Annotated in this window: 19 protein-coding genes; 11 read left to right on the top strand and 8 right to left on the bottom strand. The window is 42.4% G+C overall.

What is annotated here, in order from left to right:
* Window positions 1–8 precede the first annotated feature (8 nt).
* From NSQ66_RS25805 to NSQ66_RS25785, 5 genes are all read right to left on the bottom strand, one after another.
* A complete protein-coding gene (locus tag NSQ66_RS25805) occupies window positions 9–689 on the bottom strand; it encodes a response regulator transcription factor (protein WP_036685458.1) in 681 nt (226 codons plus the stop codon).
* Window positions 690–720: 31 nt separating this feature from the next.
* The gene (locus tag NSQ66_RS25800) at window positions 721–1,284 is read right to left on the bottom strand and encodes a methyltransferase domain-containing protein (protein ID WP_076098821.1); all 564 of its coding nucleotides are present in this window, start codon (window positions 1,282–1,284) and stop codon (window positions 721–723) included.
* A 30-nt stretch (window positions 1,285–1,314) separates the two neighbouring features.
* The gene (locus NSQ66_RS25795) at window positions 1,315–1,812 is read right to left on the bottom strand and encodes a DedA family protein (RefSeq protein WP_076098820.1); all 498 of its coding nucleotides are present in this window, start codon (window positions 1,810–1,812) and stop codon (window positions 1,315–1,317) included.
* Between the two features lie 196 nt (window positions 1,813–2,008).
* On the bottom strand, window positions 2,009–2,806 hold the full coding sequence (locus NSQ66_RS25790; RefSeq protein ID WP_076098819.1) for a sulfite exporter TauE/SafE family protein: 798 nt from the start codon (window positions 2,804–2,806) through the stop codon (window positions 2,009–2,011).
* Between the two features lie 44 nt (window positions 2,807–2,850).
* Window positions 2,851–4,464 carry a carboxylesterase family protein gene (locus NSQ66_RS25785; RefSeq protein WP_076098818.1) on the bottom strand — a complete coding sequence of 538 codons (1,614 nt, stop codon included), beginning with the start codon at window positions 4,462–4,464 and terminating at the stop codon, window positions 2,851–2,853.
* A 135-nt stretch (window positions 4,465–4,599) separates the two neighbouring features.
* On the opposite strand from NSQ66_RS25785, the gene NSQ66_RS25780 reads away from it, so the two are divergent.
* Complete coding sequence (locus NSQ66_RS25780) at window positions 4,600–5,511, top strand: LysR family transcriptional regulator (protein ID WP_076098817.1); 912 nt, start codon at window positions 4,600–4,602, stop codon at window positions 5,509–5,511.
* A gap of 20 nt (window positions 5,512–5,531) precedes the next feature.
* Here the strand turns inward: NSQ66_RS25780 and NSQ66_RS25775 are convergent, their stop codons facing one another.
* Both NSQ66_RS25775 and NSQ66_RS25770 read right to left on the bottom strand, forming a co-directional pair.
* Window positions 5,532–6,125, bottom strand: coding sequence for a YdeI family protein (locus tag NSQ66_RS25775; RefSeq protein WP_076098816.1), 594 nt, complete (start codon window positions 6,123–6,125; stop codon window positions 5,532–5,534).
* Between the two features lie 89 nt (window positions 6,126–6,214).
* Entirely contained in the window at window positions 6,215–7,183 is a 969-nt protein-coding gene (locus NSQ66_RS25770) for a LacI family DNA-binding transcriptional regulator (RefSeq protein WP_076098815.1), read from the bottom strand.
* Between the two features lie 112 nt (window positions 7,184–7,295).
* Here NSQ66_RS25770 and ascB point away from each other — a divergent pair, with 112 nt between their 5' ends.
* The 8 genes from ascB to NSQ66_RS25730 all read left to right on the top strand — a co-directional run bounded on the left by ascB (window position 7,296) and on the right by NSQ66_RS25730 (window position 22,952).
* On the top strand, window positions 7,296–8,708 hold the full coding sequence (gene ascB, locus NSQ66_RS25765) for a 6-phospho-beta-glucosidase (protein WP_076098814.1): 1,413 nt from the start codon (window positions 7,296–7,298) through the stop codon (window positions 8,706–8,708).
* Window positions 8,709–8,988: 280 nt separating this feature from the next.
* Window positions 8,989–10,833, top strand: a complete 1,845-nt coding sequence (locus NSQ66_RS25760; RefSeq protein ID WP_076098813.1) for a beta-glucoside-specific PTS transporter subunit IIABC — start codon at window positions 8,989–8,991, stop codon at window positions 10,831–10,833.
* Window positions 10,834–10,962: 129 nt separating this feature from the next.
* On the top strand, window positions 10,963–11,802 hold the full coding sequence (locus tag NSQ66_RS25755) for a PRD domain-containing protein (RefSeq protein ID WP_036685434.1): 840 nt from the start codon (window positions 10,963–10,965) through the stop codon (window positions 11,800–11,802).
* Window positions 11,803–11,951: 149 nt separating this feature from the next.
* Window positions 11,952–12,974, top strand: a complete 1,023-nt coding sequence (locus NSQ66_RS25750; RefSeq protein ID WP_036685431.1) for an iron-siderophore ABC transporter substrate-binding protein — start codon at window positions 11,952–11,954, stop codon at window positions 12,972–12,974.
* 8 nt (window positions 12,975–12,982) lie between these two features.
* Complete coding sequence (locus NSQ66_RS25745) at window positions 12,983–15,040, top strand: iron ABC transporter permease (protein WP_076098846.1); 2,058 nt, start codon at window positions 12,983–12,985, stop codon at window positions 15,038–15,040.
* A 590-nt stretch (window positions 15,041–15,630) separates the two neighbouring features.
* Window positions 15,631–17,658 (top strand): penicillin-binding transpeptidase domain-containing protein, encoded by a 2,028-nt coding sequence (locus NSQ66_RS25740; RefSeq protein WP_235219522.1) that lies wholly within the window; start codon window positions 15,631–15,633, stop codon window positions 17,656–17,658.
* Between the two features lie 179 nt (window positions 17,659–17,837).
* Window positions 17,838–20,507 carry a copper amine oxidase N-terminal domain-containing protein gene (locus NSQ66_RS25735; protein WP_051491384.1) on the top strand — a complete coding sequence of 890 codons (2,670 nt, stop codon included), beginning with the start codon at window positions 17,838–17,840 and terminating at the stop codon, window positions 20,505–20,507.
* Window positions 20,508–20,705: 198 nt separating this feature from the next.
* Window positions 20,706–22,952 carry an AraC family transcriptional regulator gene (locus NSQ66_RS25730; RefSeq protein WP_036685428.1) on the top strand — a complete coding sequence of 749 codons (2,247 nt, stop codon included), beginning with the start codon at window positions 20,706–20,708 and terminating at the stop codon, window positions 22,950–22,952.
* A gap of 64 nt (window positions 22,953–23,016) precedes the next feature.
* Here the strand turns inward: NSQ66_RS25730 and NSQ66_RS25725 are convergent, their stop codons facing one another.
* Window positions 23,017–23,901, bottom strand: a complete 885-nt coding sequence (locus NSQ66_RS25725; RefSeq protein ID WP_036685426.1) for a carbohydrate ABC transporter permease — start codon at window positions 23,899–23,901, stop codon at window positions 23,017–23,019.
* Window positions 23,902–24,176: 275 nt separating this feature from the next.
* Between NSQ66_RS25725 and NSQ66_RS25720 the strand changes: the two genes are divergently transcribed.
* Both NSQ66_RS25720 and NSQ66_RS25715 read left to right on the top strand, forming a co-directional pair.
* Window positions 24,177–25,142 (top strand): ABC transporter permease subunit, encoded by a 966-nt coding sequence (locus tag NSQ66_RS25720; protein WP_036685424.1) that lies wholly within the window; start codon window positions 24,177–24,179, stop codon window positions 25,140–25,142.
* 89 nt (window positions 25,143–25,231) lie between these two features.
* Window positions 25,232–26,788 (top strand): extracellular solute-binding protein, encoded by a 1,557-nt coding sequence (locus NSQ66_RS25715; RefSeq protein ID WP_036685421.1) that lies wholly within the window; start codon window positions 25,232–25,234, stop codon window positions 26,786–26,788.
* The last annotated feature ends 65 nt before the right edge of the window (window positions 26,789–26,853 follow it).

Raw genomic sequence — 26,853 nt, 5'->3', positions numbered from 1 at the left:
GTATGATTTTAATCAACTTTGTAACCAACTCCCCAGACTGTCTTAATATACAGAGGTTCTCTTGGATTTTCCTCTAATTTTTCTCTTAAGTTACGAATATGAACCATTACGGTATTGTCAGAATATCCGTAAGGCTCTTTCCATACACTCTCGTAAATTTGCTCCGAACTATAAACTTGCCCAGGCCGGCTTGCAAGCAGGGTTAAAATCGCAAACTCTAGTGGAGTTAATGAAACTTCAATTCCATTTAACTTTACGGAATGTTTATTTTTATCTATGATCAGGTTTTTAATTATAAGCAGAGAGTTGAATTCTTCCTTTCCAATTAAGGACTGACGCCGTAACTGAGCTTTTACACGGGCCAGTAGTTCCAGTGGATTAAACGGTTTGATCATGTAATCATCTGCCCCGGTAGTTAGACCTGTGATTTTATCAATGTCCTCTTGCTTGGCTGAGAGCATAATAATTGGGATATTTGATATTTCCCTAATTTTGAGACAGGCTGTGATACCGTCCATTTGAGGCATCATCACATCCAGGATAACCAGTTGAATGGATGTTGTTTGTATTGTACTCAACGCCTCTTGACCATCTGCAGCTTCAAGCACTTGGTAACCTTCATTTCTTAAATAAACATGAATCACATCTCGAATTTCAGAATCATCATCTGCAACAAGAATTGTATTCAATGGACGCTGCCCCTCTTCTATATTTATTTTATTATGTTTCCCTTTTACGACAGACGTAGACGAAAGCGGGAGGGAAATTAAATGGCACATATTTTATTGTATCAATATTAAAATATTCGGAGAGTTGCTTCTTCATTTGAAGTGAATACTGAAAGGCGATAAATAATCCCTCAGGTTTAAGGGATTGGTAGATCTGTTCAACCAATGTATTTCTTAATTGGGGATCAAAATTGAAAAAGGGCAGCCCACTAAAAATACAATCCAACTGATGAATATGTGAACTTTTAATTGTTTCTACTAAACTAGCAGCATTTTGATAACAGGAAAAGTCCGGATAGCTTGTCTTCAGGTTATGCCTCATGGTTTTATCCATCTCAAATAGTAACACTTTCGTTGTACTAGTTACCTTAGTATTGATTACACGGGTGATTGCACCTGTACCTGATCCAAGTTCAGCGACTGCTTTAACTTCATGCCAAGGGGCTTGGTTAACCATGCTGTGTGCCAGAAACCGGGAACTCGGGGTAACACTGCCTACCTGTTTTGGATCATGAATAAAACTTTTTAAAAATAAGAGTTTTTCATTGAAGCTCATTCGGAATTCCTCCATAATTTTAGAATTGATTTAGATGTTTATTAATTTTGATAGGATGTGATCTCCAAAGTACGTTCCTACAAAAAAGAACAGTAAGGTCCAACTTAAAGCACTGGGATATGAAATAAGGGCAAATCGTTTATAGCTTGTACCGCTGAGCCCGATCAACATGGGAATGATGTAACGTACAACTGGAATAAACATGCCGATATACGTAGCTGTACGCCCACGTTTTTTTAGAATCTGCTCTGCTTTTTTAAAATGTCTATTAGCTTCAAATTTGCACTTCAGCTTTTGCCCAAAGAATTTACCTGCAAAGTAGGCAACCGTAAAGGCCGTTAATAGCCCTGATAAAATGCAGAAATAAGTCATCCAGGAATTGATAATCCCCATGTGGCTTAGGGTAGCTCCAGTGAGGATTGTAATTTCATTAGGGATTGGAATTCCAAAAGGGCCTAACGTGAAAGCAAGATAAAAAATCAGATATCCATACTGATTGATTAGCTCTAAGACGGTATTACTGGCCAATATGCCACCTCCTTCGCTTACTTCAATACAGAAATCTTAACTAAAAAAACTGAGGAATTAGGTGGGGGAATTCTAAAGAAATCCTGAAGAGACTTAAAATTCGATAGGATTGGCCAAGTATCAGTCCCACAGTCACAATAAAAAAGTCCTGAGGATCAAGAAACTCTTGATCCATCAGGACTTTTTACATAATGACCTACCCTTTCATCATCAAACGAAGCGAAACGATGATGAGAAAAACGGCTAATAGCTTTAAAAGCAGCTTGGCAGGAAGGCGTTTTGCCAGGCGTGCGCCAATTTGACCGCCGATAATTGCGCCAGGTGCTAGGGCTAACACCATAAACCATTCAACATTCAATAAAAAGGCATGTGTTGTGGTGCTTACGATAGCTGACAGGAAAATTTGAAGCATAGAAGTTGCAACAGCGATATGGGGGGCAAAGCCGAGAAGTAAGGTCATTGTCGGAACCATAAGACTCCCGCCGCCAATCCCAAATAGGCTTGCTACAAAGCCAACAAGAAAACTGATGATTATGCCGGTAGGCATATGATAAGCATATTCGAAATGAGCACCGCTATTATCGGAAAAGCTTCGCTTCACCGTTGGTTTGAAAGGCCAATGGATGGGTTTGTTCGGCTTGAACAAGAGCAATAAAGCGACAAGGATTAAAAAAATCCCGAAGCTTACGAAAAACATTCTCCCGCCCATTTGCTTGGTAAAGAGTGCACCTATTACTGAACCCGGAATCGAAACGGCGGCAAAGGTGAGCGCTGCTTGATAATCGATTCTCTTCTGCTTTGCGTACACATAAGTACTTGAAATGGAGTTGAAAAGCAGCATTGCCATTGATGTTCCAGCCAGATGTGAAGGCTCCATATCAGGAAAAAGGAAAGCCAACGCAGGCACAACGATGAACCCGCCGCCAAGTCCGACCAATGAACCGGAAATGCCAGCTGCTAGCCCGATGACTAAGAGCAGTAAGTAAGTTAGCACAACAGCATGTTCCTTCCTCTACGTGAATTCTACAATCATTTATCTTACCAGAAAAAACGTCCCGCAAATAAATTGTTTTTTAGCCAATTGCGCTGTTCTGCTGCTAAACGGGGATCATTGTCCATTTGGGACAGGATATCTTTTTTTACAAGTTTGCAGACGGATTGAACAATAGTTTGATCCTGGCTAGCATCTAACCAGAGAATTTCCGCAGACCGGGGATTAGGGGTGTATCGTTGCCAAGCAGGTTGTCCCTCAGCATTAGGATTACCGGTATATAGGAAATGCCGTAAATAGTCCCTCATTAGGGAAGAGAGCATGTTACGCCCAGGCTCGTTATGCTCGGAAATTACATCCGCAGGAAATCTTTCCTGGACACCGGAAAAGTCACCTGTATAGAAGGGGATGTCTGCACCATGCGGGGCACCCATAAGAAAACGGATGTAAGGATCGATCACTCCGTCTCTTAACCCCCAGGCGAAGCGGTAAGCATAGATGGGCATCTCCGGAATCGCACTTAATAATATCTCTGTAGTCTGCTCTACATTAAATTCTGCATACAGATCGCTCCCATATTGGACTGCAGCTTCATAGAGCTTCTTTTCTTCCACATTTCCGGCTAACTCTTCCTTTTGCACTAGGGAGAAGAAATGAGTATCCCATAAAGTGAACTCGGAGAATTCGCTGGCAGTGCTGCCAAGGATGATCGGCAGGGAAGGGTGATCGCGGTTATTTAGATTGTCGAAGCCACCAATAGGAATGACCGTGCCATCTTCGATCAAATGGGGAAAAGCAGCCATCTGAAGCCCCGTCTCACGAATGATTTTGACAAAGTGAAAGGCATTCTGACGATATAGGAAGGCGGAAATCTTATCCGCAGATTGTGTGGAAATCCATACTCTTGCCTCATCTTGAGTGCTGACCATTCCTGTTTTTATTAATAACTCTATTAAAATGTCATCTGCTTTTTCTTCGCTTTGCTCCGTAACAGCCGTTGTTAAACCTCCGCTCATAATAAAAAGCTTATGAAAGAGCCCTCTGCCCAGCGGTGAAAGGTAAGCAGCTAATGCATTTCTTGCACCTGCAGACTGGCCCCCTAATGTTATGTTCCCTGGATTTCCCCCAAAGCAAACAATGTTATTGTGCAGCCACTTTAGCGCATGAAGAACATCGAGGAGACCGTAATTTCCTGAGTCATCCAAGGGGTCCCCGGTTCGGAGTGAGGGATGCCGGAAAAATCCCATTGCTCCTAAACGGTAATTCACTGTAACCACTATACTATTTGTCTTACACGCCAATTCTCCACCTTGAAAATCCCGTCCCGAACCCCCAATATTTCCGCCACCGTGGAGGAAGACGAATACGGGTAAGCCTGCCTCGGCATGATCCGGTCGCCAAATATTCAAAAAGAGGCAATCTTCACTGCCGCCAGGTTCCCCTTGAATGAATTGGACACTGCTATTATTAAAATGGCATGCAGGCAATACACCTGTCCAAGGTTCTATCTCACGCGGTGCTTTCCATCTGAGCTTATCTATGGGAGGTTCCGCATAAGGAATCCCTAACCATGCGATCGCCCCAAGTGCTGGCAGACGTATGCCCTTAAGCTGACCACTGGAGACTGTAATAATTTCTTCCATGGGTTCTCGTGTGCTCATTTATAGTTCCCCTTTCTCCTGCAGATTCTTATGTATTTTTAATTCTCTTTATTATAGTGTTCTGCTATGATGATGAAAAATATATTATTATATATAAAATACATAACTCTAAGGTTATAGAAGAGGGTGGTTTCGTTGGATTTACTTTCGCTTCGGTACTTTCAAACGGTTGCAAAGCTTGAGAATATGACCCTGGCAGCCGAAATACTCCAAATCTCACAGCCTGCTATTAGTAAAATGATCAAAAATCTTGAGGGCGAATTAAACGTCAAATTGTTTGATCGCACAGGAAAATACATTCGATTAAATGAATATGGAAAGCGGTTTCTTGTGAAAGTTGATTTAGCCCTACAAACGTTAGAGGAGGGGAAAACAGAGCTATTGGACTTGTCTGAGCGACCGACAGGAACTGTAGTGATTTTTATCCAAGCGGGTTCCTATTTGCTTCCGGATATGATCACATTATTTCGCCAGAAGTACCCGGAAGCTCAATTCAAGCTATTGCAGCAGGATCAGGAGATCTCACGTTATCCGGCTTTTGATTTGTGTATTTCTTCTACTCCGCTCAAGATTCCAGGAACAGTGTCCACACCGGTATTAACGGAAGAAATCCTGCTGGCGGTTCCTAATGAGCACAGGCTCGCAACCCGTAAAAGTGTACGTCTGAATGAACTCGCGGAAGACGGTTTTATTAGTTTGAAAATAGGCAAGCAGCTGCGCGAAACGACGGATTCTCTCTGTCACGCCGCCGGATTTGCTCCGCGTATCATTTATGAATGCGATGAGCCTTCGATGGTACGCAGTCTAGTCCGTTCGGGACTAGGGGTTTCTTTTATCCCCGCTGTAACTTGGGGGGGTTCTCAAGGATCCTCTGTTGTGCTTCTTCCCATTGAAGAACCCATAAGTACCCGCACCATTGAAATCTCATGGTATACCAACCGGTACATGACTAATGTCGCTAAAAAGTTCAAGGCATTTGTTGAGGATTATTACAAGCAGTTAGAAGAAGACAATTTAAAAAAAGAGCCAATAAACCCTAAGGCTTAATTGACTCATTGTCAGCAACGCTAATCATTTAATCCCTTACCCTCAAGGATTTGCGGGATGAATTTTTCAATTCGGGATACGCGGGTTTTGGATTGTTTCGCTTGAGAAAAATGATAAATATATGCGTTTTGCCGTCCAGGCGTTAAGGCTTCAAAAGCAGTTTTCAAGCCAGGAAGTTCAGCGAATTTGGTCTGAAGCTCTTCAGGAATGAGGTAATCCTCTTTCTTTTTTAATTCGACTTCCAAACCCGCTTTTTCAACTTCTATGGCATTTTGAATGTAGGCTTTCAGAACAGCTTCCATTTCAACGATTTGTTGCACATTCGTAAACCGAATTTGGCGCGCTGCCTGCACATTTTCTGTTTGTTGAATTAGAATCCCATTGGGATCCTGTAACAAGGCACCTTTGTGAAAGAGAAGCGCACAATATTCTTTAAATCCATGAATTAATACTATGTTTTTATCATCAAATGTGTAACATGGATGCATCCACTTATAATCTTCGGTCAGCCCGCAATCAAGCACGATCGTTCTCAACTGCTCATATTCTTCCCGCCATTGTTTCGCTTTACTTAAGAATTTATCAACCCTAGGATTCAATACATTATTTGTCATAAAAAACACCTATCTTCATCAAAATTTTCAATACAATTTTACTGTTTTTTTATGGAATGTACAGTCGGAATCTTCTGAGAATGGGCAACCTATGTTGTCTCCCGTTCGATCAGTTGGAACGATAGGGGCTGCAGCTCCATATCCAGTCCAAGCAGGGTTGGAGCCAGCAGAAGAAAGGCGTTCTCCGCCTGTCCCGCAATCGGATTCCGAACAGTGGTAATTCCGAGCGTCTGCGACAGCTCCGAATTATCAAAACCAACGATGGCTAGATCACGGGGCACATCCAGCTGCTGTCTACGTGCTTCGCTCAGAACGCCCACCGCCACCAAATCATTGGAGCACAGAATAGCATCCGGCTGATCGGGTTGTCCAATTAGGGTTCGCACCAATTGCTCTCCGTCACGGATTCCATAAATCGTGGAGTAATACCATTTCTCAACGATGGGAAGATTATATTTGGTCATGATTTGCTCATAAGCTAGTCGTCTACTCTGGGTATTTATGCTGCTTGGGCGGCCAAAAGCATTAGCGATACGCGTATAACCCCGCTCTATCAAATGCTCTAGAGCGAGTGCATATCCGTCATATTGGTTCATGGCAACTGACGGTATTTCAGGATGGTCCATACGTTGCCAAGACACAATCGGGCCGTATTTGCAGTAGGAAGTTATGACATTTTTATCGTTAACAGCGGTCAGAATAAGCAGAGCGTCGACTCTTTTTTGTTTGAGATCCTCGAAGGCCTGAAGTTCCTTTTGCTTATCACCGCCGGTGGTATAAATAATCGTCTGGTACCCGTAACGGCCGGAAATTTCGACGAAGCTGTTCATGAAGCACAAAATAAGCTCGTTGAGGTCTAAGGTAATCATGCCGATTTGCTGGGTTTGGCCTTTGGATAAAGATATGGCATTCCGATTGGGAACATAGTCCGTCTCTTTCATAATGGCGAGAATTTTCTCCCTAGTTTCCTTGCTGACATGGGGAGAATCGTTCAGGACTCGGGATACCGTAGCTTTGGAAAAGCCCGACAGCTTAGCAATTTCGTCAAGTGTGGACATCGGCTTATCTCCTTTGCAAGATTAATCCTTGACATGTAACGCGTTCCAAGGTTTAGGATTCGGATTAGAGCAGTAAACCTATACTATCACAATAGCAAAGGCGGGAAGAAATATGAACTTACAATTTCCAGAAGGATTCCTATGGGGTGGGGCTGTAGCCGCTAACCAGCTTGAAGGGGCATATCAGGATGATGGCAAAGGCTGGTCTACCCAAGATGTCATGCCGCATGGCATTAAGTCTGCGCCTACAGAAGTTCCTACCGACGATAACATGAAGTTGATTGGTATCGATTTCTATCACCGATATAAAGAAGATATTAAGCTGTTTGCGGAAATGGGCTTTAAAGTATTCCGGACGTCTATTGCCTGGTCCCGGATTTTCCCGAAAGGGGACGAGCTGGAGCCGAATGAAAAAGGCCTGCAGTTCTACGATGATCTATTTGATGAGTGTCATAAATACGGCATTGAGCCACTAGTTACGATCTCCCATTATGAGACCCCGCTGCATTTGGCACGAGAGTATGATGGATGGGTTAACCGTAAGATGGTGGAATTTTACGAGCGTTATGTGAGAACGATCTTTAATCGTTACAAGAACAAGGTTAAATACTGGCTGACCTTTAACGAGATCAATTCTATCCTAGAGTTCCCATTTATGAGTGGCGGAATCAATACTCCATTGGAGAAATTGAGTAAGCAGGATCTGTATCAGGCCATTCACCATGAGTTCATTGCAAGTGCTTTAGCGGTAAAAATCGGTCATGAGATCAATCCTGATTTCAAAATAGGCTGTATGGTACTGAGCATGCCAATTTATCCGCTCACTCCGCATCCGGACGACTTGATCAAGGTGATGCAAAGCGATCACAAAAATATGTTTTTTGCGGATGTTCATAGCAGAGGTTATTATCCAGGATATATGAAACGGTTCTTTAAGGAAAATGGAATTCACATTCATTTCGAGTCAGGGGACGAAGAAATTCTGAAGCATACCGTGGATTTCATATCGTTCAGTTACTATATGAGCACATGTGAAACAGCCGATCCGGAGAAACAGATCAGAGGAGAAGGAAACCTGCTGGGTGGGGTACCGAATCCGTATCTGGAAGCGAGCGAATGGGGTTGGCAGATCGATCCGCAGGGCTTGCGTTATGTGATGAATATGTTCTATGACCGATACCAAAAACCGCTGTTTATCGTGGAAAATGGCCTTGGCGCCGTCGATCAGCTGGTTGTAGACGGGAACGGTGAGAAGATCGTAAACGATGATTACCGGATCAATTATTTGCAAGATCATTTGGTTCAAGTAGCGGAAGCTATTGCTGATGGCGTGGAAGTTATGGGATACACAAGCTGGGGCTGCATCGACTTGGTTAGCGCAACAAGCGCCGAGCTGAAGAAACGTTATGGTTTCATTTATGTAGATCGTCATGATGATGGTTCAGGTACACTGGAGAGATACCGTAAGAAGTCCTTCCACTGGTACAAAGAAGTAATTGAATCCAACGGACAAAGCCTGTTCTAAAAAAAAGTCCTGATAATCAAGATATTCTTGATCTATCAGGGCTTATTTTGTTATCCAATATTATACAGGCTCTGGTTTATTGTTGACATCATTAATTGAACATGTTAATTTGTAAATAATAAATTAATCGGATATCAGGATTGCTACTGCATAGCAGGCAAAACCTAAGTTTCATTTATGATTACGGGGATAATCTCTCTCGTACATAGATGTGATTTAGGTTTTTTTGTGTTCCCTGATATCCGTGATTAATTGATCTGTTACAAAGGGGTGTATAAAAATGAGTTATGAACAGCTAAGTAAAGACATTATTCAATCTGTCGGTGGGGAGAAAAATATTAACAATGTGATTCATTGTGCCACGCGACTAAGATTCACACTTAACGATGAGCAAAAAGCTGATAAAGAAAATTTGGAAAAAATGAAAGGGATTATTGGGGTAGTTAGCAAAGGGGGACAGTTTCAAGTTATAGTGGGTACCCATGTTGCTGATGTGTATAAAGAAATTGCCAAATCCATATCCCCTAACAGTGACTCTGGCGAGAACAAGGTAAAGAAACCTATAGGGACTCTGATTTTTGATGTTATTTCTAGAAGCTTTTCGCCTCTGATTGGTGCTTTAGCAGGTGCGGGTATGTTGAAAGCGCTATTAACCGTACTTGCTTCGTTACATGTTCTAAGTGCGGATAGTGAAACTTACAAAGTATTAGCCGGCGCTAGTAATGCTGTGTTTTATTTTCTACCCATTTTCTTAGGAATTACGTTATCGATTAGGCTGGGTGTTAATGCTTATGTGGGTGGTAGTATCGGTGCGGCTTTACTTGAACCTAATATTACGGGATTAGCAAGTGTTGAATCTCCACATTTTTTAGGTATTCCTTTAGTAATTTCGGACTATTCATCAAGCGTGTTTCCGATTTTTATCGCTATCTGTATATACGCTTTATTGGATAAGCAGCTAAGAAAGTTTATACACAAGGATTTGCAGATGTTCTTGGTCCCTATGCTATGTTTGATTGTGATTGTTCCGTTAACTATTTTGGCTTTCGGACCGTTTGGCGTGAATGTAGGGAATTTAATTGGAGACGCTATTTTGTTCCTCAGTACGAAAAGCGGTATTGTTACAGGGGCAATTGTGGGAATAGCTTGGACGTATTTGACTGTGCTCGGATTGCACTGGGGACTTGTGCCAATTATTCTTGAGAACATTGCTAAGGGTGGAGATCCAATATATGCAATGGCCGGCATGGCCATCTTCGCGCAGCTGGGTGTAGCGTTGGGTATCTTCCTGAAAACAAAGGACAAACAGTTGAAAACATTGGCCGGCAGTACATTTATACCAGGCGCGCTTTCAGGTGTAACAGAACCTATTATTTACGGATTGCTGACTCGTTACAAACGGACTTTCATTTATGTAACCATTGCCGGCGGAGTAGGTGGAGCACTTAGTGGTCTTTTCAAAGTGAAGATGGAAGTCTTCGCATTTGTCAGCGTATTAAGTCTTCCTGCATTCTCTCCGCTGGCCGTTCAAGCGATTATAGCAGGAGTGACCATTGTATTGGCTATGGTAATTACCATGGTATTTGGTTATGAAGATAAAAAGAAAGTGAATATTGTAGAAGAAAAAACGAATACTGAAAAAAGCGAGGTTATCCTCTCTCACGCCGTTAAAAGTTCAACCGTTGTAAGCCCTCTGGCTGGTAACGTAATCCCGTTAACCTCAGTAGATGATGCTGCCTTTGCTTCTGAAGCAATGGGCAAGGGGATTGCAATTGAACCCACAGAAGGTAAGCTTTATTCACCGGTAAGTGGAGTTGTATCCACTATTTTCAGAACAGGTCATTGTATTGCGGTAGTATCGGATGAGGGTGTTGAGGTCTTGATTCATATCGGTATAGAAACCGTGAAGCTAAAAGGTAAATACTTTGATGTGAAGGTGCAAGAAGGAGCAACCGTTAAGCAGGGTGATCTATTGATTGAGTTTGATTTTGAACAAATAAAAAATGAAGGTTATCAATGCACAACACCGATAATTATTACCAATACGGCTAATTATAGTGATGTGATTGGTACCAATAAAACAGTTATTACACCGGGTGAAGATTTGCTGACTGTTGTAGTGTGATCTATTGAAGAGTCATAAGGTATGAATGGAATCGATCTCTTAGTACTGCTACTTAGAGATCGATTTTTTATTATAGAATACTATAAAAAAGTGCTAGCTTCGTAAAATGAAAAGGTAAGGAGCTGTAATATGCGGATCGAAAAAGTGTTAAACAACAATGTTGTTACTGTCATAGATGACCAAAATTTTGAACTAGTAGTTATGGGAAGAGGACTGGCCTTTAAGAAAAAACGTGGAGACTTTTTAGAAGAAGATAAAATTGAAAAGATATTCACTTTAAGTAATCAAAAACTTTCAGATAAGCTAAAAACGCTGCTTTCCGAGATTCCAATCGAGCACATGGAGCTCTCAGAAGAGATTATTAACTTCGCCAAACTGCAGCTCGGTAAAATGCTGGATGACAGTATTTATGTTAGTCTGACAGATCATATCAGTTTTGCGCTGGAGAGATTCTCAAAAGGGATGAAGATTAAAAACGCCATGCTTTGGGAAATCAAAAGATTCTATAAAGAAGAATATGAGGTTGGGAAAGCTGCGCTTCAAATTATACATTCCAAGCTCGGAGTCAGACTTCCCGAAGATGAGGCTGGACATATTGCTCTCCATCTGGTGAATGCTGAACTAAATGAAGAGATGCCTAACATGGTGAATATCACCAAGATCATGAACGACATCCTAAATATCGTGAAGCGCCATTTCAGGCTAGAGTACGACGAGGAGTCCCTTGCTTATTACCGTTTTATCACTCATTTGAAATTTTTTGCACAACGTCTCATCAACGGTACTCCACCTCCTGATAATGAGAATGGCCTATTTATTTTGGTAAAGCAGCAGTATAAGGAAGCTTTCGCAAGCGTTGAGAAAATTAAAATCTATATTGATAAAACATATAATCGGGAGTTAACAAATGATGAAATGCTGTATCTGACCATACACATTGAAAGAATTACAAACCAGATCATGGAGTAGGGACGGTTAAGCCTTAAATTTTAACTTTGACTTTCGGGAGAATCGCGTATAAGATTACTAATATGTTTTCTGTGATAATCATTATCAATAGATTGATAACTGTTATCATAGAATAAACTTCGAACGTTGAATCCAGGGGGATAAAGCAAATGCACAAAAGGTTAATTAGTTTATTTATGGTTATTGCTATTATATTGGTCGTATCAGGCTGTGGTACTAACCAAAAGAACAATTCAACATCGAACGCGGGAGCAACTGATAAACCAGCTGCTGAAAACGCGGGCAGTGAATCTACAAGCGGTCCTATTGTATTAAAAGATTCTAAAGGCGAGATTACGCTGGACAAACCTGCACAAAAAGTTGTGGTATTGGAATGGACCTTTACAGAGGATGTTATTGCACTGGGAGTGCAGCCAGTAGGTAACGCAGATAACGAAAACTATAAGCTGTATGTAACTTCTGAAGCACCGCTTGATGCAAACGTGACTGATGTTGGTTCCCGTGACGAGCCAGATCTGGAGACAATTGCTTCATTAAAGCCTGATCTGATTATTGCCAATACGGGTGGGCATGAAGGAATTTATGATCAACTTAAAAGTATCGCTCCAACATTGATTTTCGGCTTGTATCCGAATGAAGGAGAAGGTAATCAGTACACGCTGATGGAAGATACTTTCAAAACGATTGCAGCGGCAGTAGGTAAAACAGCAGAAGCCGATAAGGTTCTTGCTGATTTGGATGCACATTATGCAGATGCAAAAGCAAAGCTGGCTGATGCAGGCAAAGAAGGCTTGAACTATGTACTGACACAAGCATACAGCTACCAGAATGCAGCAACGATGCGTCTTTTTACAGATAATTCACTTGCGGTACAAACTTTGGATCGGATCGGTCTGAAAAACGACTGGAAACCCGAAAATTTCGAAGTTTACGGATTCAGTACCTCTACAGTTGAAGCATTGCCTGCGGTTCAGGATACAAATCTGATCTATATCGTCCAAGAGGATGATAATATTTTCACGAAAGAACTGAAGGATAATTCCGTTTGGAATGGCCTTAACTTTGTGAAAGAGAATCGCACCTTCGGATTGAGCAGTACTACTTGGGTGTTCGGCGGTCCGATCTCCTCCAAAGTTATCGTGGATGAAGTTGTAAATACATTAACGAAATGAGTGCGGTTATGAACGAAAAGAGTAGCAAAGAAGCCTCTATCGGCATGAACTGGCGGATCATTGGAATATTTGGGGGCGGCTTTGCCGTCCTCTTCATTCTGTTCGTTTTAAGTTTAGGCTTTGGGGAAGCCAAGATCCCTGCAGCTACTGTAATAGATGGTTTGCTGAATCGCCAAGATATAATGGAACATAATCTGCTCTGGGATATCCGCATGCCACGTACAGTTATTGGTCTGCTGGCCGGGGCTGCTCTGGCTGTGGCTGGGGCATTATTGCAAACTATAACGAAGAACCCGCTTGCTTCCTCAGATACACTTGGGATTAATGCCGGGGCATACTTTATGGTCGTGCTTGGTATGGTAGCTTTTCCTGCTTTGCAGCATGAGTTTCCATTTTTGCTCGCAGTTGCAGGGGGACTGCTTGCTGCTTTAGCCGCTTATTTATTGAGTGGAGGCAAGGCAGCCACACCTGTTCGGCTGGCTTTGTCAGGTATGATCGTCTCCATGGTGCTCGGAGCGTTTACATCGGCCATACATATTTTTAAAAGAACAGAAACACAAAATCTGTTTTTATGGGGTTCAGGTTCCCTAATCCAGTTGGATTGGGACGGTGTTATATATGCCTGGCCTTTTGTCGTAGTGCTGCTATTGGCAGCGATATTTGCCGGCAGACAATTTGATGCGCTGGAGCTCGATGAGTCAACGGCCCGTTCACTTGGACAGCGAGTAGGGTTAATTCGGGCGACGGGGCTTGGCCTATCGGTATTAATGGCTGCGGTTGTAGTCAGCGTGGTCGGACCGATTGGCTTCGTCGGCTTAGTGGCTCCCCATCTTGTCCGGCTTAGTGGAATTCGCAAGCATCGCCTGCTCATTCCTGCAAGCGCGTTGTGGGGAGCCTTGCTCATCACGGCAGCGGATACGCTAGCGCGTGTAGTGCGAAGCAGTGTGGGTGAAATGCCTGTTGGTGCAGTTATGGCGATTATTGGAGCCCCGTGGCTCATTTGGCTGGTACTCACCAAGATGAAAAATATATCGGGCTCAGGCGCTGGCCAATCATCGATGAGTATCGGTGGGGCGGGACTGCGTCTGCGCTTTGTGCCGACGGCTATAGTTATGACTGTGCTGCTGATTGCTATTATCCTGGTAAGCTTATCATTTGGGGGAACAAAAATACCGATCAGCGAATTGCTGAGCAGTCTGTTCCATAGGGGGGATCAATCCTATTCCGTCCTGCTGAATTTACGGCTTCCCCGTACACTCGTAGCGGCTGCAGGAGGGATCGCACTTGCAATCAGTGGTGTATTGATTCAGAGTGCTGTTCGAAATCCACTGGCAGATGCCTCTATTATTGGTGTGACCTCAGGGGCTGGCTTTGGTGCTTTGGCCGTAATGACCGTTTGGCCAGCATTGACGGTATTTGCAGTTCCGCTTGCCGCAATCGTGGGTGGGGCACTGGCTGCAGCTTTTGTCTTTTTTATGGCCTGGCGTAGGTCCTTGAATCCATCGGTTCTGATCTTGCTTGGAATTGCAGTTTCTGCTATTGCCTCTGCCGGAATCCAGGTCATGATCGTCAAAGGAAGTTTATGGAGCAGTAGCTCCTTAATTTGGTTAACGGGTTCGACTTATGGACGAAGCTGGAATCAATTTTACATCCTATTTGCATTCCTGCTTGTACTTGTTCCGATTGCATACTATTTGGGCCGGAAATGCGATTTGTTGGCATTTGGTGACGAGAGTTCAACAGGATTGGGCTTGCCGGTTCGAGGAACGCGGCTTTGGGCTATGATTATCGGCGTTTTGCTTGCAGCGGGAGCCGTTGCAAGTGTGGGAACAATTGGCTTTCTCGGACTCATGGCGCCGCATGCGGTGCGTATGATGATTGGTCATCATACGAGACGCTCGATTGTTTTGTCAGGGTTACTTGGCGGCTTGATGCTCGTTATTGCCGATACGCTCGGAAGAACCATAATGGCGCCGAAAGAAATCCCTTCAGGTCTTATTATTATGCTGATTGGGGCTCCGTATTTCTTGTTTCTAATGTACCGGTCACAGGTTAGAAAAGTGTAGATTTTGTTATAAGAAAAAATCAGGGGGTGCCCCATCAGCCGTAAAATGGCTGCTGGGCACCCCCTGATTAATTAGAGCTTGCTCTATCAAGAACTCCTCAAACATCGTTTCATCTGTTTAAAATTCCCCTCCCTTACGCTACAGCTATCGGACACAGATGACCTTAAACGCAGCTTTATTTCGCATTTGAAGTGCCAACGGACCGCATAGTCGCTATTGGTATGAAAAGTACCCAATTTGCCCCTCTTCCTAAGGAGTAACGTCTCTGGAGTCCGAAACCAAGCTCCAAAGGCTAAAAATCCGCATATAACGTCATCTGAGTCCGTAGACCTCAACGAATGATGACAATTTATTGGTGCAGGCCACCAACGCCCATAAACAAAAAGCAGCGATTCTCCCATACCGGGGAAAGCTGCTTTTTTAATTGGATATTATCGATTTGTGAACAATTATTTAACTATTATTCTTAATTTTGTATATTTCCGTTTGCTAGTTTATACTTTAATCTTATGCTGTAGAATTTTGGAAATAAGGAGTGGGATTATGTGAGGCTCTTCGACAGAAAAGGTGTACAAGACGACAGCAAAACTATTAACAACTCTGGCGAATTAAGAATCAACATTTTTTTCTTTAGCACTTTTATTATTTTTTGTGTGATTATCCTACGCCTTGCGGTCTTGCAATTTGTCGAAGGACCTACGTTATCTGAAGCTGAGGCTAATCGGGATACGAAAATAGTGGCATTATCGGCATTGAGAGGGAATATCCTCGCTGCTGATGGTGAGAAATTGGCATACTCAACGCCCGTTCAATCTTTGTACCTTACTTTGGATAAGGAATATACCGCAACAAAAACAGATAAAACTACGAAAAAAGTTACCTTAACTGCTGAGGCAAATAATAAATCAAAGGCGCTCGCCAGCAAGTTAGCAGAAGCCTTCGAAACTTATGGTGATTCTAATGAGAAAAAACTAACCACAGAAGAGATCCTTGAGTCTATGGATTTATATTCAAAAAAACTCTCTGGTTATGTAGCGCGAAGAATTAAATCAGGTTTAACTAAGAAAGAAATCGCTTATTTTTTAGAACACAAAAACGAATATCCAAACCTTGAAGTGATAGAGGAAAGCAGCAGGCATTATGATACCGATACGGTGGCTGTACAAGCTGTTGGCTACGTGAAATTTTTCAAATCCTCTACTAGTTTAGATCTTTATAAGGATGTACTTCAGGCGATGAAAAATAATCAGCACCCTGGACTTAACTATAAAGAGGATGAGCTAGTAGGCTTTGATGGCTTGGAGCTGCAATACCAGAAGGAGCTTCGGGGACAGAATGGATATAAGGAAGTTTCCGTAGATCCGCAGAATATGGCGGAAAAAATTGTCAGTATTGAACCCCCGGTCAAAGGAAGCACTATCTGGACTACCCTTAATAAAAAAATTCAGCTGAAGACCGAAGAAGCCATTAAAGATCAGATTCAGTGGTTGCATTCACACACCGTTCAGGGAGAAACACATCCTGATGCTTTAACAGGTTACGCTGTAGCCATGGAAGTGGATACAGGTAATGTTATTGCTATGGCAAGTATGCCTGACTATGATACCAACAGCTGGGCTACGGGTTCGATCTCTCCAGAGGTGTATAAAAAAATTGAAAAGCATTACCAAAATGGAACAATAACTCCATACTCATCGGGAAGATCAGGGCATAATTTTGAATCCACCGTGCTGCTTGGTTCGACCATAAAACCATTGAGTGTATTAATTGGCTTAAAAGAGGGCTTTATAAGTACTTCTTCTACTTATCAAGATAAGGGGATCACCTCATTTGGTAGGGAAGGACATGAGACTAATGTAAGGAACTCATCCAATCATGTATACGGCTCTTTGTATCCTTATACAGCCATTGAAAAATCTTCAAACGTATATATGGTTGATATGATCGGGAAAAAATTGTACGACAAATACAAGTCTAAGGGCATTGGGGTATGGGACACATATATGAAAGAATTCGGTCTAGGTGTTCCAACAGGGATAGGTTTACCAAGGGAATACTTGGGTGATTTGAATTATAAAGCTGAAGCTAAAGCGGGTTCAGTTCAGTCGGCACTTGTTTATGCTTCTTTTGGGCAGCAGGGACGTTATACCGTTCTTCAGTTGGCGCAATATGCGGCTACACTAGCCAATGAAGGGCAACGAATCAAACCACAGCTAGTAAGCAAGATCACGGACTCCAAAGGTAAAGTTATCAAAGAATTCAAACGGGAAGTGCTTGATGAAGTGACTACTTTCGATAAATCCTATTGGCGGGAGATAAAGAAAGGGATGAACAGTGACGTTAAAAGTGCTTTCGGTGATTTCCCCTATGATTTTGCACGTAAAACAGGAACTTCACAACAGACGGATAGTAAAAACATAAACCGTGATAATGGAGTGTTTATAGCTTTTGCACCACGCGAAAATCCAAAGCTTGCTGTAGCTGTAGTTATTCCTGAAGGCGGATTTGGATCTAGTAGTGCAGCACCTGTAGCGAGAAAAATTTTTGATGCTTATGATTGGGAGTACGGATTGGATGGAATTCCGAAGAAAAATGTGGATAAAAGTATCAGCGAATAACTCAAAGGAGAGAGCGCACACTGCGCTCTCTTTTTCTTTTTACAGAGCGGTTTGTGGCGGATCGAAGGAACGGGTTCAAGATTAAAATATTGTAACCATAATGCGTGAAACTTTTATCCTAGTAGGAGCGTCAAAAGGTTAGGAAAAAAATGTATTCGTCATTCCAGGAGGGTGAATCTGTGAAGAAGTTATGGATTTCTATTTTAGTGGGCTTATTAGTTTTGCCGATGATGTTTCAATCTTCAGTGAAAGCTGCTACTGCGCCCATCAGTATTTTTATTGACGGGGTTCGATTGTCCACAGATCAAGCACCGGTGATGGTAAATGGACGGACGATGGTACCCCTACGCGCAATCTTTGAAGCCTTTAATGCCACCATCAAGTGGAATCAGAAAACACAAACTGTAACTGCAACTAAAGATAATACAACGATTATGTTAAAGATTGGCTCAAAGACAGCCACGATTAACAATAAAGCTGTAACTCTAGATGTGCCGGGACAGAATTTGAAAGGAAGAACGATGGTTCCTACACGGTTTGTAAGTGAGTCATTGGGTCATGATGTGGGTTGGAATCCGAGCACCAAAGTGGTGACCATAACGACTTCCGGCGGTAAAACTGGAACTGTAAATCCGGCATCGAATGTGCAGTTAAAGGATGTAAGTGATAACGGTGACGGCCGTGATCTCCAGGTCAGCTTCACCCAATCTTCTAATGAAGCTCTTGTGGATCATTACCGGGTAATGATTGTAAAGGCTTGGAGCACTTTTAATATCTCATCTGCACAAAAGGTTACATCCGCCAATTATTCTACTGTTTTAGCTACAGGCACTAATCCTACGATTAGAATGACCGCAAATTCAAGGGATGTGGATGGTGACCTCATTAAAGGTAATCAAACCTATGTAGCTTATGTTTTCGCAGTGGGCAAAGGCAATAATACCAGCGCTCTCTCGTATAGTTCTTCGACTATATCGCTTAATACTAATACTGTAGTCGTTGCCCCAAGTAATGTACAAGTAAGTGATGTGAGCGATTATAGTGATGGCCGCGATTTAGCCGTAAGCTTTAATAAGGTATCGGATGAATCCAAGGTGAGTTCTTACCGGATATTTGTAGTCAAAGCTACTAATTATTCTTCTTTTAATTTGGCGGCAGCAAATGCTGTTAGCAGTTCAAATTACACACAGGTCAATAAAACAGGCTCCAATATCACCCAGATCTTATCGTCTGGAGCGAGGGATGTGGATGGAGCCCTCATTAAGACGGGAGTTGGTTACCGTGTGTTTGTTATGGGTGTAGATAGTGGCAGTAATACAGCCAATAATTTATTGTCTGCTGCTTCATCTGCGATTACGCTGTCCTCGGTCAATGTCTCTAATTTAAGTGTAAGCGACGTTAGTGACTTTGGAGATGGCCGGGATTTAAAAGTATCCTTTAACCACGCTACAGATGAAACGTATATTAGCCAGTACCGAATTCTAGTTGTGCCTACAGCTTATTCCAACAACTTTAGTTTATCTGAGGCGAATAATGTCTCCAGCTCTTACTACACAACGGTGAGCACAACAGGATCTAGCACCAGTCAAGTGTTAGCCTCGTCAGCAAGAGACGTGCGTGGTAATTTGATTAAGAATGGAACACCTTACAGAGTGTATGTGTTAACGATTGGAAGCGGGAAGAATTTGGGCACCAACATTCTCTCATCGGAGTCAACATTAATTACGTTGGCTGTTGACTACAATGTGAGTGCTGTCTACAATTTGGATGTAAGCGACGTAAATGACTATGATGATGGCCGTGATTTAAGAGTATCCTTTGACCACGCTACGAATGAAACGTATATTAGCCAGTATCGCATCCTGGTTGTACCTACTTCCTATTACAGCAGCTTCAGTTTATCTGACGCCAATAATGTGTACAGTTCTAACTACACAGCAGTGAGCACAACAGGATCCAGCACCAATCAAGTGTTAACCTCGTCATCAAGGGACGTGCGCGGTAACCTGATAAAGAGTGGAATCAATTACAGAGTATATGTATTAACCGTCGGAAGCGGGAATTACTCAGGCAGCAATGTTCTTTCTTCTGGTTCACCTTTAATTACGTTGAATGTAGATTACAAATTGGCTCCTATTTCGAGCTTGGATGTAAGGGACGTTAATGATTACGAAGACGGCAGGGATTTAAAAGTATCCTTTAACCATGCCACGGATGAAACGTACATTAGCCAGTATCGAATCCTGATTGTACCTACTTCCTATTACAGCAGCTTTAGTTTAACCCAGGCAAATGCGGTTTCTAGCTCCAATTACACAGCGGTAGGCACTTCAGGAAATAACACCAGTCAAGTCTTGGATTCTTCAGCCAGAGACGTAAACGGAAATTTAATAAAGAGTGGAATCAGTTACAGAGTGTATGTGTTAACGATTGGCAGCGGCAAGTACTCAGGCACTAATGTGTTGTCCTCAGAGTCGAATGCCATAACTTTATCCACTAAGCTGCCGGTAACCTCTGTCACCAATGTAACGTACAGTGTGGATGAGGGTAAAATACTAGTAAGTTTCAACCGTTCCTCTAACGAGTCTAACATTTCGGAATATCGAATTCTGGTGGTTCCGTCCAAACAAGGTTTTGGTTCAGCGGAAGCAATTGAGGTGAAATCCTCGTATTATACGTCGATAACGCCTAACGGAACGAATCCTACAATTGTAGCCTCGAGAAGAGATGTTAATGGTGCATTAATTGTTAAGGGTGTTAAATATAAAGTATATGTTCTTGCGGTAGCCAATAATAATGGCGTGCAGAGTGGTGGTCTTTCGGATTCAACGGAAGAGATTGAAATATAAGGATAGTGAATAAAGGCATTATAATATAAGGCAAAAAACCTTCATTGAGCACTGGGCTTGATGAAGCGCTTTTTGCCTTGTTTTTTTGTTTTCTATTTTTTATAAAAATAGGGTTGCGATTATACACATTTAAAACATTTGGTTTAACCTATTGGAAGCGCTATAATTGAAAATAATTACATGCTTAAGGAGTCTATCATGAAAAGAGGCAGGATATTCTACAAGATTTTTGTTCCTATTCTGGTGCTGGGAATTGGCCTGGTTATTAGCTTCGGTGGCTATATTTATCTGACGACGATTAATTCGGTAAATGAAAGAGTAGCGGATGATAAACAGAGTTTAATTACTCAAATTAAAAACACCCTGGAACAGAAAATTCAGACCATTGAATACGCTTTTAATACTTACAGTACCACCAGTTCCTTCAGGGAGGTCGTGCAAAATCCGATCACCGAGCAGGATTTTGAGAAGTATCGCGAGATTAATTCCCAGCTTAACTACATTGCCAGCATGGGGATGGATTTTGTTAATTATTCTCTAATCAGTTTGGAGCAGAAATGGCAGATTTCCAATGGTAAGCTTTCACATTTAACGGAAGAAGAGAGCAGGACACTTTATGAGAGCTATATTAATAACCGTAGCCGGGGGTTGTTTTGGGTTAAGACGGATAAGGGTATCCGCTTTGTAAATACCCTGCCGGTATTCTCACAGACCAAACAGGCGATTGCCTTATCTGATATATCCCTTCAGACCTTGCAGAGCACCCTTCAGACCGAAGGAAACACACCGGTGTTTATTCTTAACCGGGAGGGTGAGCTTTTATATGAGTCGGAAACTGGAAAGTCCCTGCTGACTAATAATCAACTTAGCCATATCACTAATGTTGCTGGAGGCGGGGGGCAATTGGGGACGATTGCCATGGAGCGGGCTGATCACCAATCGATAAAAGCTATTTATGCTAAATCTTCTTATAATAATTGGATTTACGTAACTATTTTGGATAAATCAGAAATTTCTGATGCACTAAAGACAACCCGATTCGGGATTGTGATGATGGTACTGCTTATTACGTTGTTGATTGCGGTAGTCGCTTATGTGATCTCTTTGTATTTCACCAAGCCATTCCGGCAGATTCAGCGCCGATTATTGCCTGCCAATGCGGAGCTAGAGCCTAAGAATGAGGTAGACTGGATTATTAATTCGATTGATACCATCTTATCGGAGAAAGAAAGCCTAGAGGGTCTGATTGAGTCTGAGATGCCTAAGTTGGAAACTCAGTTTATTCTAAATCTGTTTCGTAGCCGGATATCCCAAGAAGAGCTTAATCTGGGTTTGCCTCGTTTCGGTTATGAGCTGTCACAGAATTCGGTGTACGCAACGCTGCTAATACAGCTGGATAACTATGGGGAACGGCAGGCTAGTGATAAGGATCTTCTGCTTGTAGCGGTTAACAAACTGGTGGAAGAGCTGATTCCGCAGGAGAAGCGGATGATTCCTATCTTATTAAATGACCGTACACAAGCGACTATCCTGATCTTTGAGGGAGCGAATGAACAGGAGAACCGGAGAATAGCACTGGACTATGCCAAGACAATTATTCGAACAGCTAGAGAAATCCTGAAACTATCCATTAGCGTTGGAATCAGCAATTTTTATGATAATTTATTGTTTAGTAGGGAAGCTTGCGAGATGAGTAAGCAGGCGCTGCATCATCGTTTAAATCTGGGCAAAGAGTCTATCATCTTCTATGAGGATATATCGAAGGTGATCTCGGGTCCAGTTCTACTGCATTATCCGTCTGAGTTTGAGTCCCAGTTATTTGACGCGATTCGGATTGGAGATGAAGAACAAGTCTCCTGTTCTCTGTATCCATTACTCGGGGAAATGATGAAGCACAGTAAGAACCCTTTGAATTTCGAAGTCACATTAATACGTTTCGTCAACAATCTGATTCAGCTGGAGCAGCTGCTGGGTGTAGAGGTTCTGCTGACAGAGGACAATTCTACGTTGTATCACCGATTGTTAGACATCCGTAATCCGGAAGAGATCGAACGCATTTTGGTCAAAGAAGTTATCCATCCGATGGTGACCAGCGTTAAGGAGAAGACAGACCGTCAGTTCCGCCTCTTATCCGATAAAATTGCGGTGATTGTCCGCTCGGAATTTGATCAGGACTTAACGCTAGAATTAATTGGTGATCGCCTCCATTACAGTCCGAACTATTTAAGCAGTATTTTCAAAAAAGAGTACGGGATGACGTTTAGCGAGTATCTAATGAACTATCGTCTGGAAATGGCTAAGAAGTGGCTGGTGGAAACGGATATGACCATTAAAGAGATTGCTGAAAGGCTGCAGTACCATAATCCGCAGAACTTTATTCGATCCTTCCGTAAAAAAGAACATGTAACACCAGGTGCATACCGAACCCAGAAACAGGAGAAGTAAGGCGCTGAACACAAACAGCCAGCCCCGGGAGACCGGGGCTGGCTGTTTGTGCAGCTGCAATGTTTTAGCCTTTTACAGAACCCAGCAGGGCTCCTTTGGTGAAGTGTTTTTGTACGAAAGGATAGGCGAGCAGCATTGGAACGGTTGCGACTACGATAACCGCCATCTTGATGGTTTGAGCAGGTGGGATAATATCAACAGAAGCATTATCTCCCTGCATCCCGCTGGCGACGATAACAATTTGGCGCAGCAGGACTTGAATAGGCCACTTAGTGGAGTCTGTCATATATAAAACTGCACTCATATAAGTGTTCCAGTAAGCTACCCCGTAGAACAAGGAGAGGGTCGCGATAGATGGCATCGCCAGCGGAAGCATGATTTTGAAAAATACACCAAAATCATTAGAGCCGTCAATCTTCGCTGATTCCTCTAGCCCTTCCGGCAGCGCCTGGAAGAAATTACGCATAATGATCAGGTTAAAAGCATTGATCGCAACAGGCATGATCATGGACCAGTAGGAATCGATTAATCCGAAATATTTAACTACCAGGAAAGTAGGGATCATTCCCCCGCTGAAGAGCATGGAGAACACGATTACGAAATTGATGAAATCTCTTCCGTATAGATATTTTCTAGATAATCCATAAGCCATTAAAGAGGTAAGAACCATACTGACAACTGTACCCACTAAAGTTACACCGATAGATACGCCAAGCCCTTTAAAGATAGTAGGCGTTGACAGTATATAACGGTAAGCATCCAAAGAGAATGTCGTCGGGAACAGGATGAAGCTTTTTTCTACTACCTCTTGTGTTGAAGCAAAGGAACTGGCAAACACATTGACAAAGGGTAAAAGACAGGCTAGGGCAATGAGTGTAAGCAGTGTGGTATTTACAATAGTAAACAGCCGGCTACCCATAGTTTCTTTTTTAAAAGATGATTGCGACATGCAGATATCCTCCTTGTAATCGTTTCATTGAAACTTTAACAGGGGTCTGTTATTCCGTATATAATCATTAGCTTGGGCTTTGTTTTGGGAGGAAAAAGCGTGATAAGGCATAGATGATCTTTATGTATTGTAGTAATCACTATAAGATGCACGGGTCTGGAAAACCTTATAGCTGTAGGGTTCTTGGAGTATCAGTATCTGATGATTATATACGTAATGGACGAATGATCGTAATCTGGGAATCGTAAAGAAACGCGATCAAGGAGGCCGATCAGGTGAAAGAGGCAAACGTCACCATGCTGAACACGAAAGTTAATCCATTAAGAAAAAAGCGAACGGGGCCTAGCTGGCTGAGTTTAAAAAGAAACAAGTTATTGTATCTAATGATACTCCCGGGATTTTTGTATTTTGTTATTTTTAAGTACCTGCCTATGGGCGGTCTTATCATTGCATTTCAGGACTATCAGCCGTTTCTGGGTATAGCGGATAGCCCGTGGGTTGGGTTTAAGCATTTCGTCCGATTGTTTACAGAACCTACCTTCTTTATGCTATTGAGTAATACACTTATCTTGTTTGCATTAAACATTTTTATTTTCTTCCCGCTACCTATTATAGTGGCGCTGATGCTTAACGAAGTTCAGCACAAGTTATTTAAGAGCACCATTCAAACGATTATTTATATCCCCCATTTCATGTCATGGGTTATCATCGTCTCCATTTCCTATGTATTTATGAATGTGGATGGAGGGGTGCTGAATGAGATGTTGGCGGCCTTTGGGATGCAGAAGATCAGCTTTTTGACTTCTCCCGAGTGGTTGCGTACCGTGTATATCGGACAGATCATTTGGAAAGAAATTGGTTGGTCAACCATTATTTATTTGGCAGCCATTACCGTAGTGGATACGCAGTTATATGAAGCAGCTGAGATGGATGGAGCGGCAAGATTGCGCAAAACATGGCATATCACCCTGCCGGCGATTCGTCCAATCATTATTACCTTGCTTATTCTGAAGATTGGCCACACGCTGGATCTGGGCTTTGAGCATATGTACTTGCTGATCAATTCCTTGAACCGCGAAGTTGGAGAAATTTTCGATACCTATATCTATACAGCTGGTTTAAAGAACGGACAATTGAGTTTCAGTACAACAGTAGGTCTGTTCAAGGGTGTGGTTGGCTTGATTCTCGTTATGCTGTCGAACAAGTTAGCTAAAAAAATCGGCGAAGATGGTGTTTATTAGGCTTCACAGTATGCTGAATTCTTACCTCTGCCTTAAGGGCAGAGGTGGAAGATACAACAACAAATACATTAGTAAAAGGGGTAATGTTGATGAATCGCAATTACAAAAAAATTGCAGCCTTAATGTTGTGTAGCGGGTTAGTACTCACTGCATGCGGAGGAGGCAATAACGCGAAGGAGTCAAATTCTTCAAATGGGGGAACGAATTCAACTGCTAAAACAACTGCTGCACCTGCAGATGTGCTAGATGCTAAAGCAAAGATTAGCTGGCTGAACATTTTACAAACGTCTACAACACCAACGGGTCCTATTCTGGAAAAAATTGAAGAATTAACGAATACAGAGATTGAATTCTCATGGATTCCGGATCCTTCCAAAGAAGAACGTATTAATACTTCGTTAGCATCGAATTCCCTAGCGGACATCGTTACCCTGACTATTCTTGATAACTCTTCTGTACGTAATGCACTGAAGGCCGGTATGTTCTGGGAAGTAAGTCCTTATCTTGATGAGTTCCCGAATTTGGCTAAAATTTCACAGGATACACGTACATCGGCATCGATTGCAGGTAAGCTGTACGGGGTTCCTTTCCAGAAGTCCTTGGCTAGAAACGGCGTTGTTCTCCGTAAAGATTGGCTGGATAAGCTTGGACTGCAGGTTCCAAAAACAACAGATGAGTTGATGGAAGTTGCGAAAGCGTTTACCGAAAAAGACCCTGATGGTAATGGCAAGAAGGATACCACAGGCTTCATGGACCGCAGCGATCTTGTATATGGAGCATTTAAGACGTTGGGCTCATACTTTGGAACACCGAACTATTGGAGCGTTGACGATGCGGGTAAAATGACACCTGAGTTCGATACAGAGGCTTATGTTAAAACCATGGATTATATGAAGACTCTTTATGATGGTGGGTATATCAATCAGGATTTTGCTGTGACGGCTAAAACAGATCAGCAGCAGAATTTTGCGCAAGGAAAGGCTGGAATTTATGTGGGTGCCTTGTTTGACAGCAAGAACCTGCTAAATCTGTCTAAGGGCATACAGGATGGCATGGATTTGGTTATGGTTAACGATATCACTTCCACTGGCAATGAAGCAGATCGTGCCATCTGGGCTGGTAATAACGGAATTGGGGGACTGCTGTCTTTCCCGAAATCCGAAGTTAAGGATGAAAATGAGTTAAGACGGATCCTGAAATTTGTTAATGATCTTATGAATGAAGATGTCTATGGCTTGATGACCTACGGTATTAAGGATGTTCACTACACAATTGATGGAGAACAAGCGGTTACGATTAAGGATACGGATCTCTGGAAGCAAGAAGTTCAGCCATTTTCGGCATCTCGTCCATTAGAGAATGGGTTCATTATCCATGATGCTGATCCACTCAAAGTTGAAGCTGATAAGCTGATCGTTGAGAATGCTAAATATGCTGTACTGAATCCTGCTTACTCTCTGGAATCTGAGACCTATTCTACTCAAGGATCTGAATTGCAGAAGATTATGACAGATGCCACTTATAAATATATTCTTGGCAAAATTGATTTGAACGGATTTAAAGCTGAGGTTGAAAAGTGGAAGAAATCCGGCGGCAGCAAAATCATTACTGAATATGAAGCTGCTTATAAAGCTGTAAATCCTTAAGAAGTACTACAGACTATATTCTAAGAAAATAGTAGATGGGTCCTAAATGGGGAGGCTGCGTTTAG

It is taken from the genome of Paenibacillus sp. FSL H3-0329 (assembly GCF_037963285.1).
Lineage (GTDB): Bacteria > Bacillota > Bacilli > Paenibacillales > Paenibacillaceae > Paenibacillus_AQ > Paenibacillus_AQ odorifer.
Note: the sequence above shows the minus strand (reverse complement) of the source record. Positions and strands in the feature narration are given on the sequence as shown.

Excerpts from the sequence above, each read along its gene's own strand:
- NSQ66_RS25800 (WP_076098821.1), bottom strand. The coding sequence starts at position 1,284 with ATGAGCTTCAATGAAAAACTCTTATTTTTAAAAAGTTTTATTCATGAT.
- NSQ66_RS25785 (WP_076098818.1), bottom strand. The coding sequence starts at position 4,464 with ATGAGCACACGAGAACCCATGGAAGAAATTATTACAGTCTCCAGTGGT.
- NSQ66_RS25775 (WP_076098816.1), bottom strand. The coding sequence starts at position 6,125 with ATGACAAATAATGTATTGAATCCTAGGGTTGATAAATTCTTAAGTAAA.
- NSQ66_RS25770 (WP_076098815.1), bottom strand. The coding sequence starts at position 7,183 with ATGTCCACACTTGACGAAATTGCTAAGCTGTCGGGCTTTTCCAAAGCT.
- ascB (WP_076098814.1), top strand. The coding sequence starts at position 7,296 with ATGAACTTACAATTTCCAGAAGGATTCCTATGGGGTGGGGCTGTAGCC.
- NSQ66_RS25760 (WP_076098813.1), top strand. The coding sequence starts at position 8,989 with ATGAGTTATGAACAGCTAAGTAAAGACATTATTCAATCTGTCGGTGGG.
- NSQ66_RS25755 (WP_036685434.1), top strand. The coding sequence starts at position 10,963 with ATGCGGATCGAAAAAGTGTTAAACAACAATGTTGTTACTGTCATAGAT.
- NSQ66_RS25750 (WP_036685431.1), top strand. The coding sequence starts at position 11,952 with ATGCACAAAAGGTTAATTAGTTTATTTATGGTTATTGCTATTATATTG.
- NSQ66_RS25745 (WP_076098846.1), top strand. The coding sequence starts at position 12,983 with ATGAACGAAAAGAGTAGCAAAGAAGCCTCTATCGGCATGAACTGGCGG.
- NSQ66_RS25730 (WP_036685428.1), top strand. The coding sequence starts at position 20,706 with ATGAAAAGAGGCAGGATATTCTACAAGATTTTTGTTCCTATTCTGGTG.
- NSQ66_RS25725 (WP_036685426.1), bottom strand. The coding sequence starts at position 23,901 with ATGTCGCAATCATCTTTTAAAAAAGAAACTATGGGTAGCCGGCTGTTT.
- NSQ66_RS25715 (WP_036685421.1), top strand. The coding sequence starts at position 25,232 with ATGAATCGCAATTACAAAAAAATTGCAGCCTTAATGTTGTGTAGCGGG.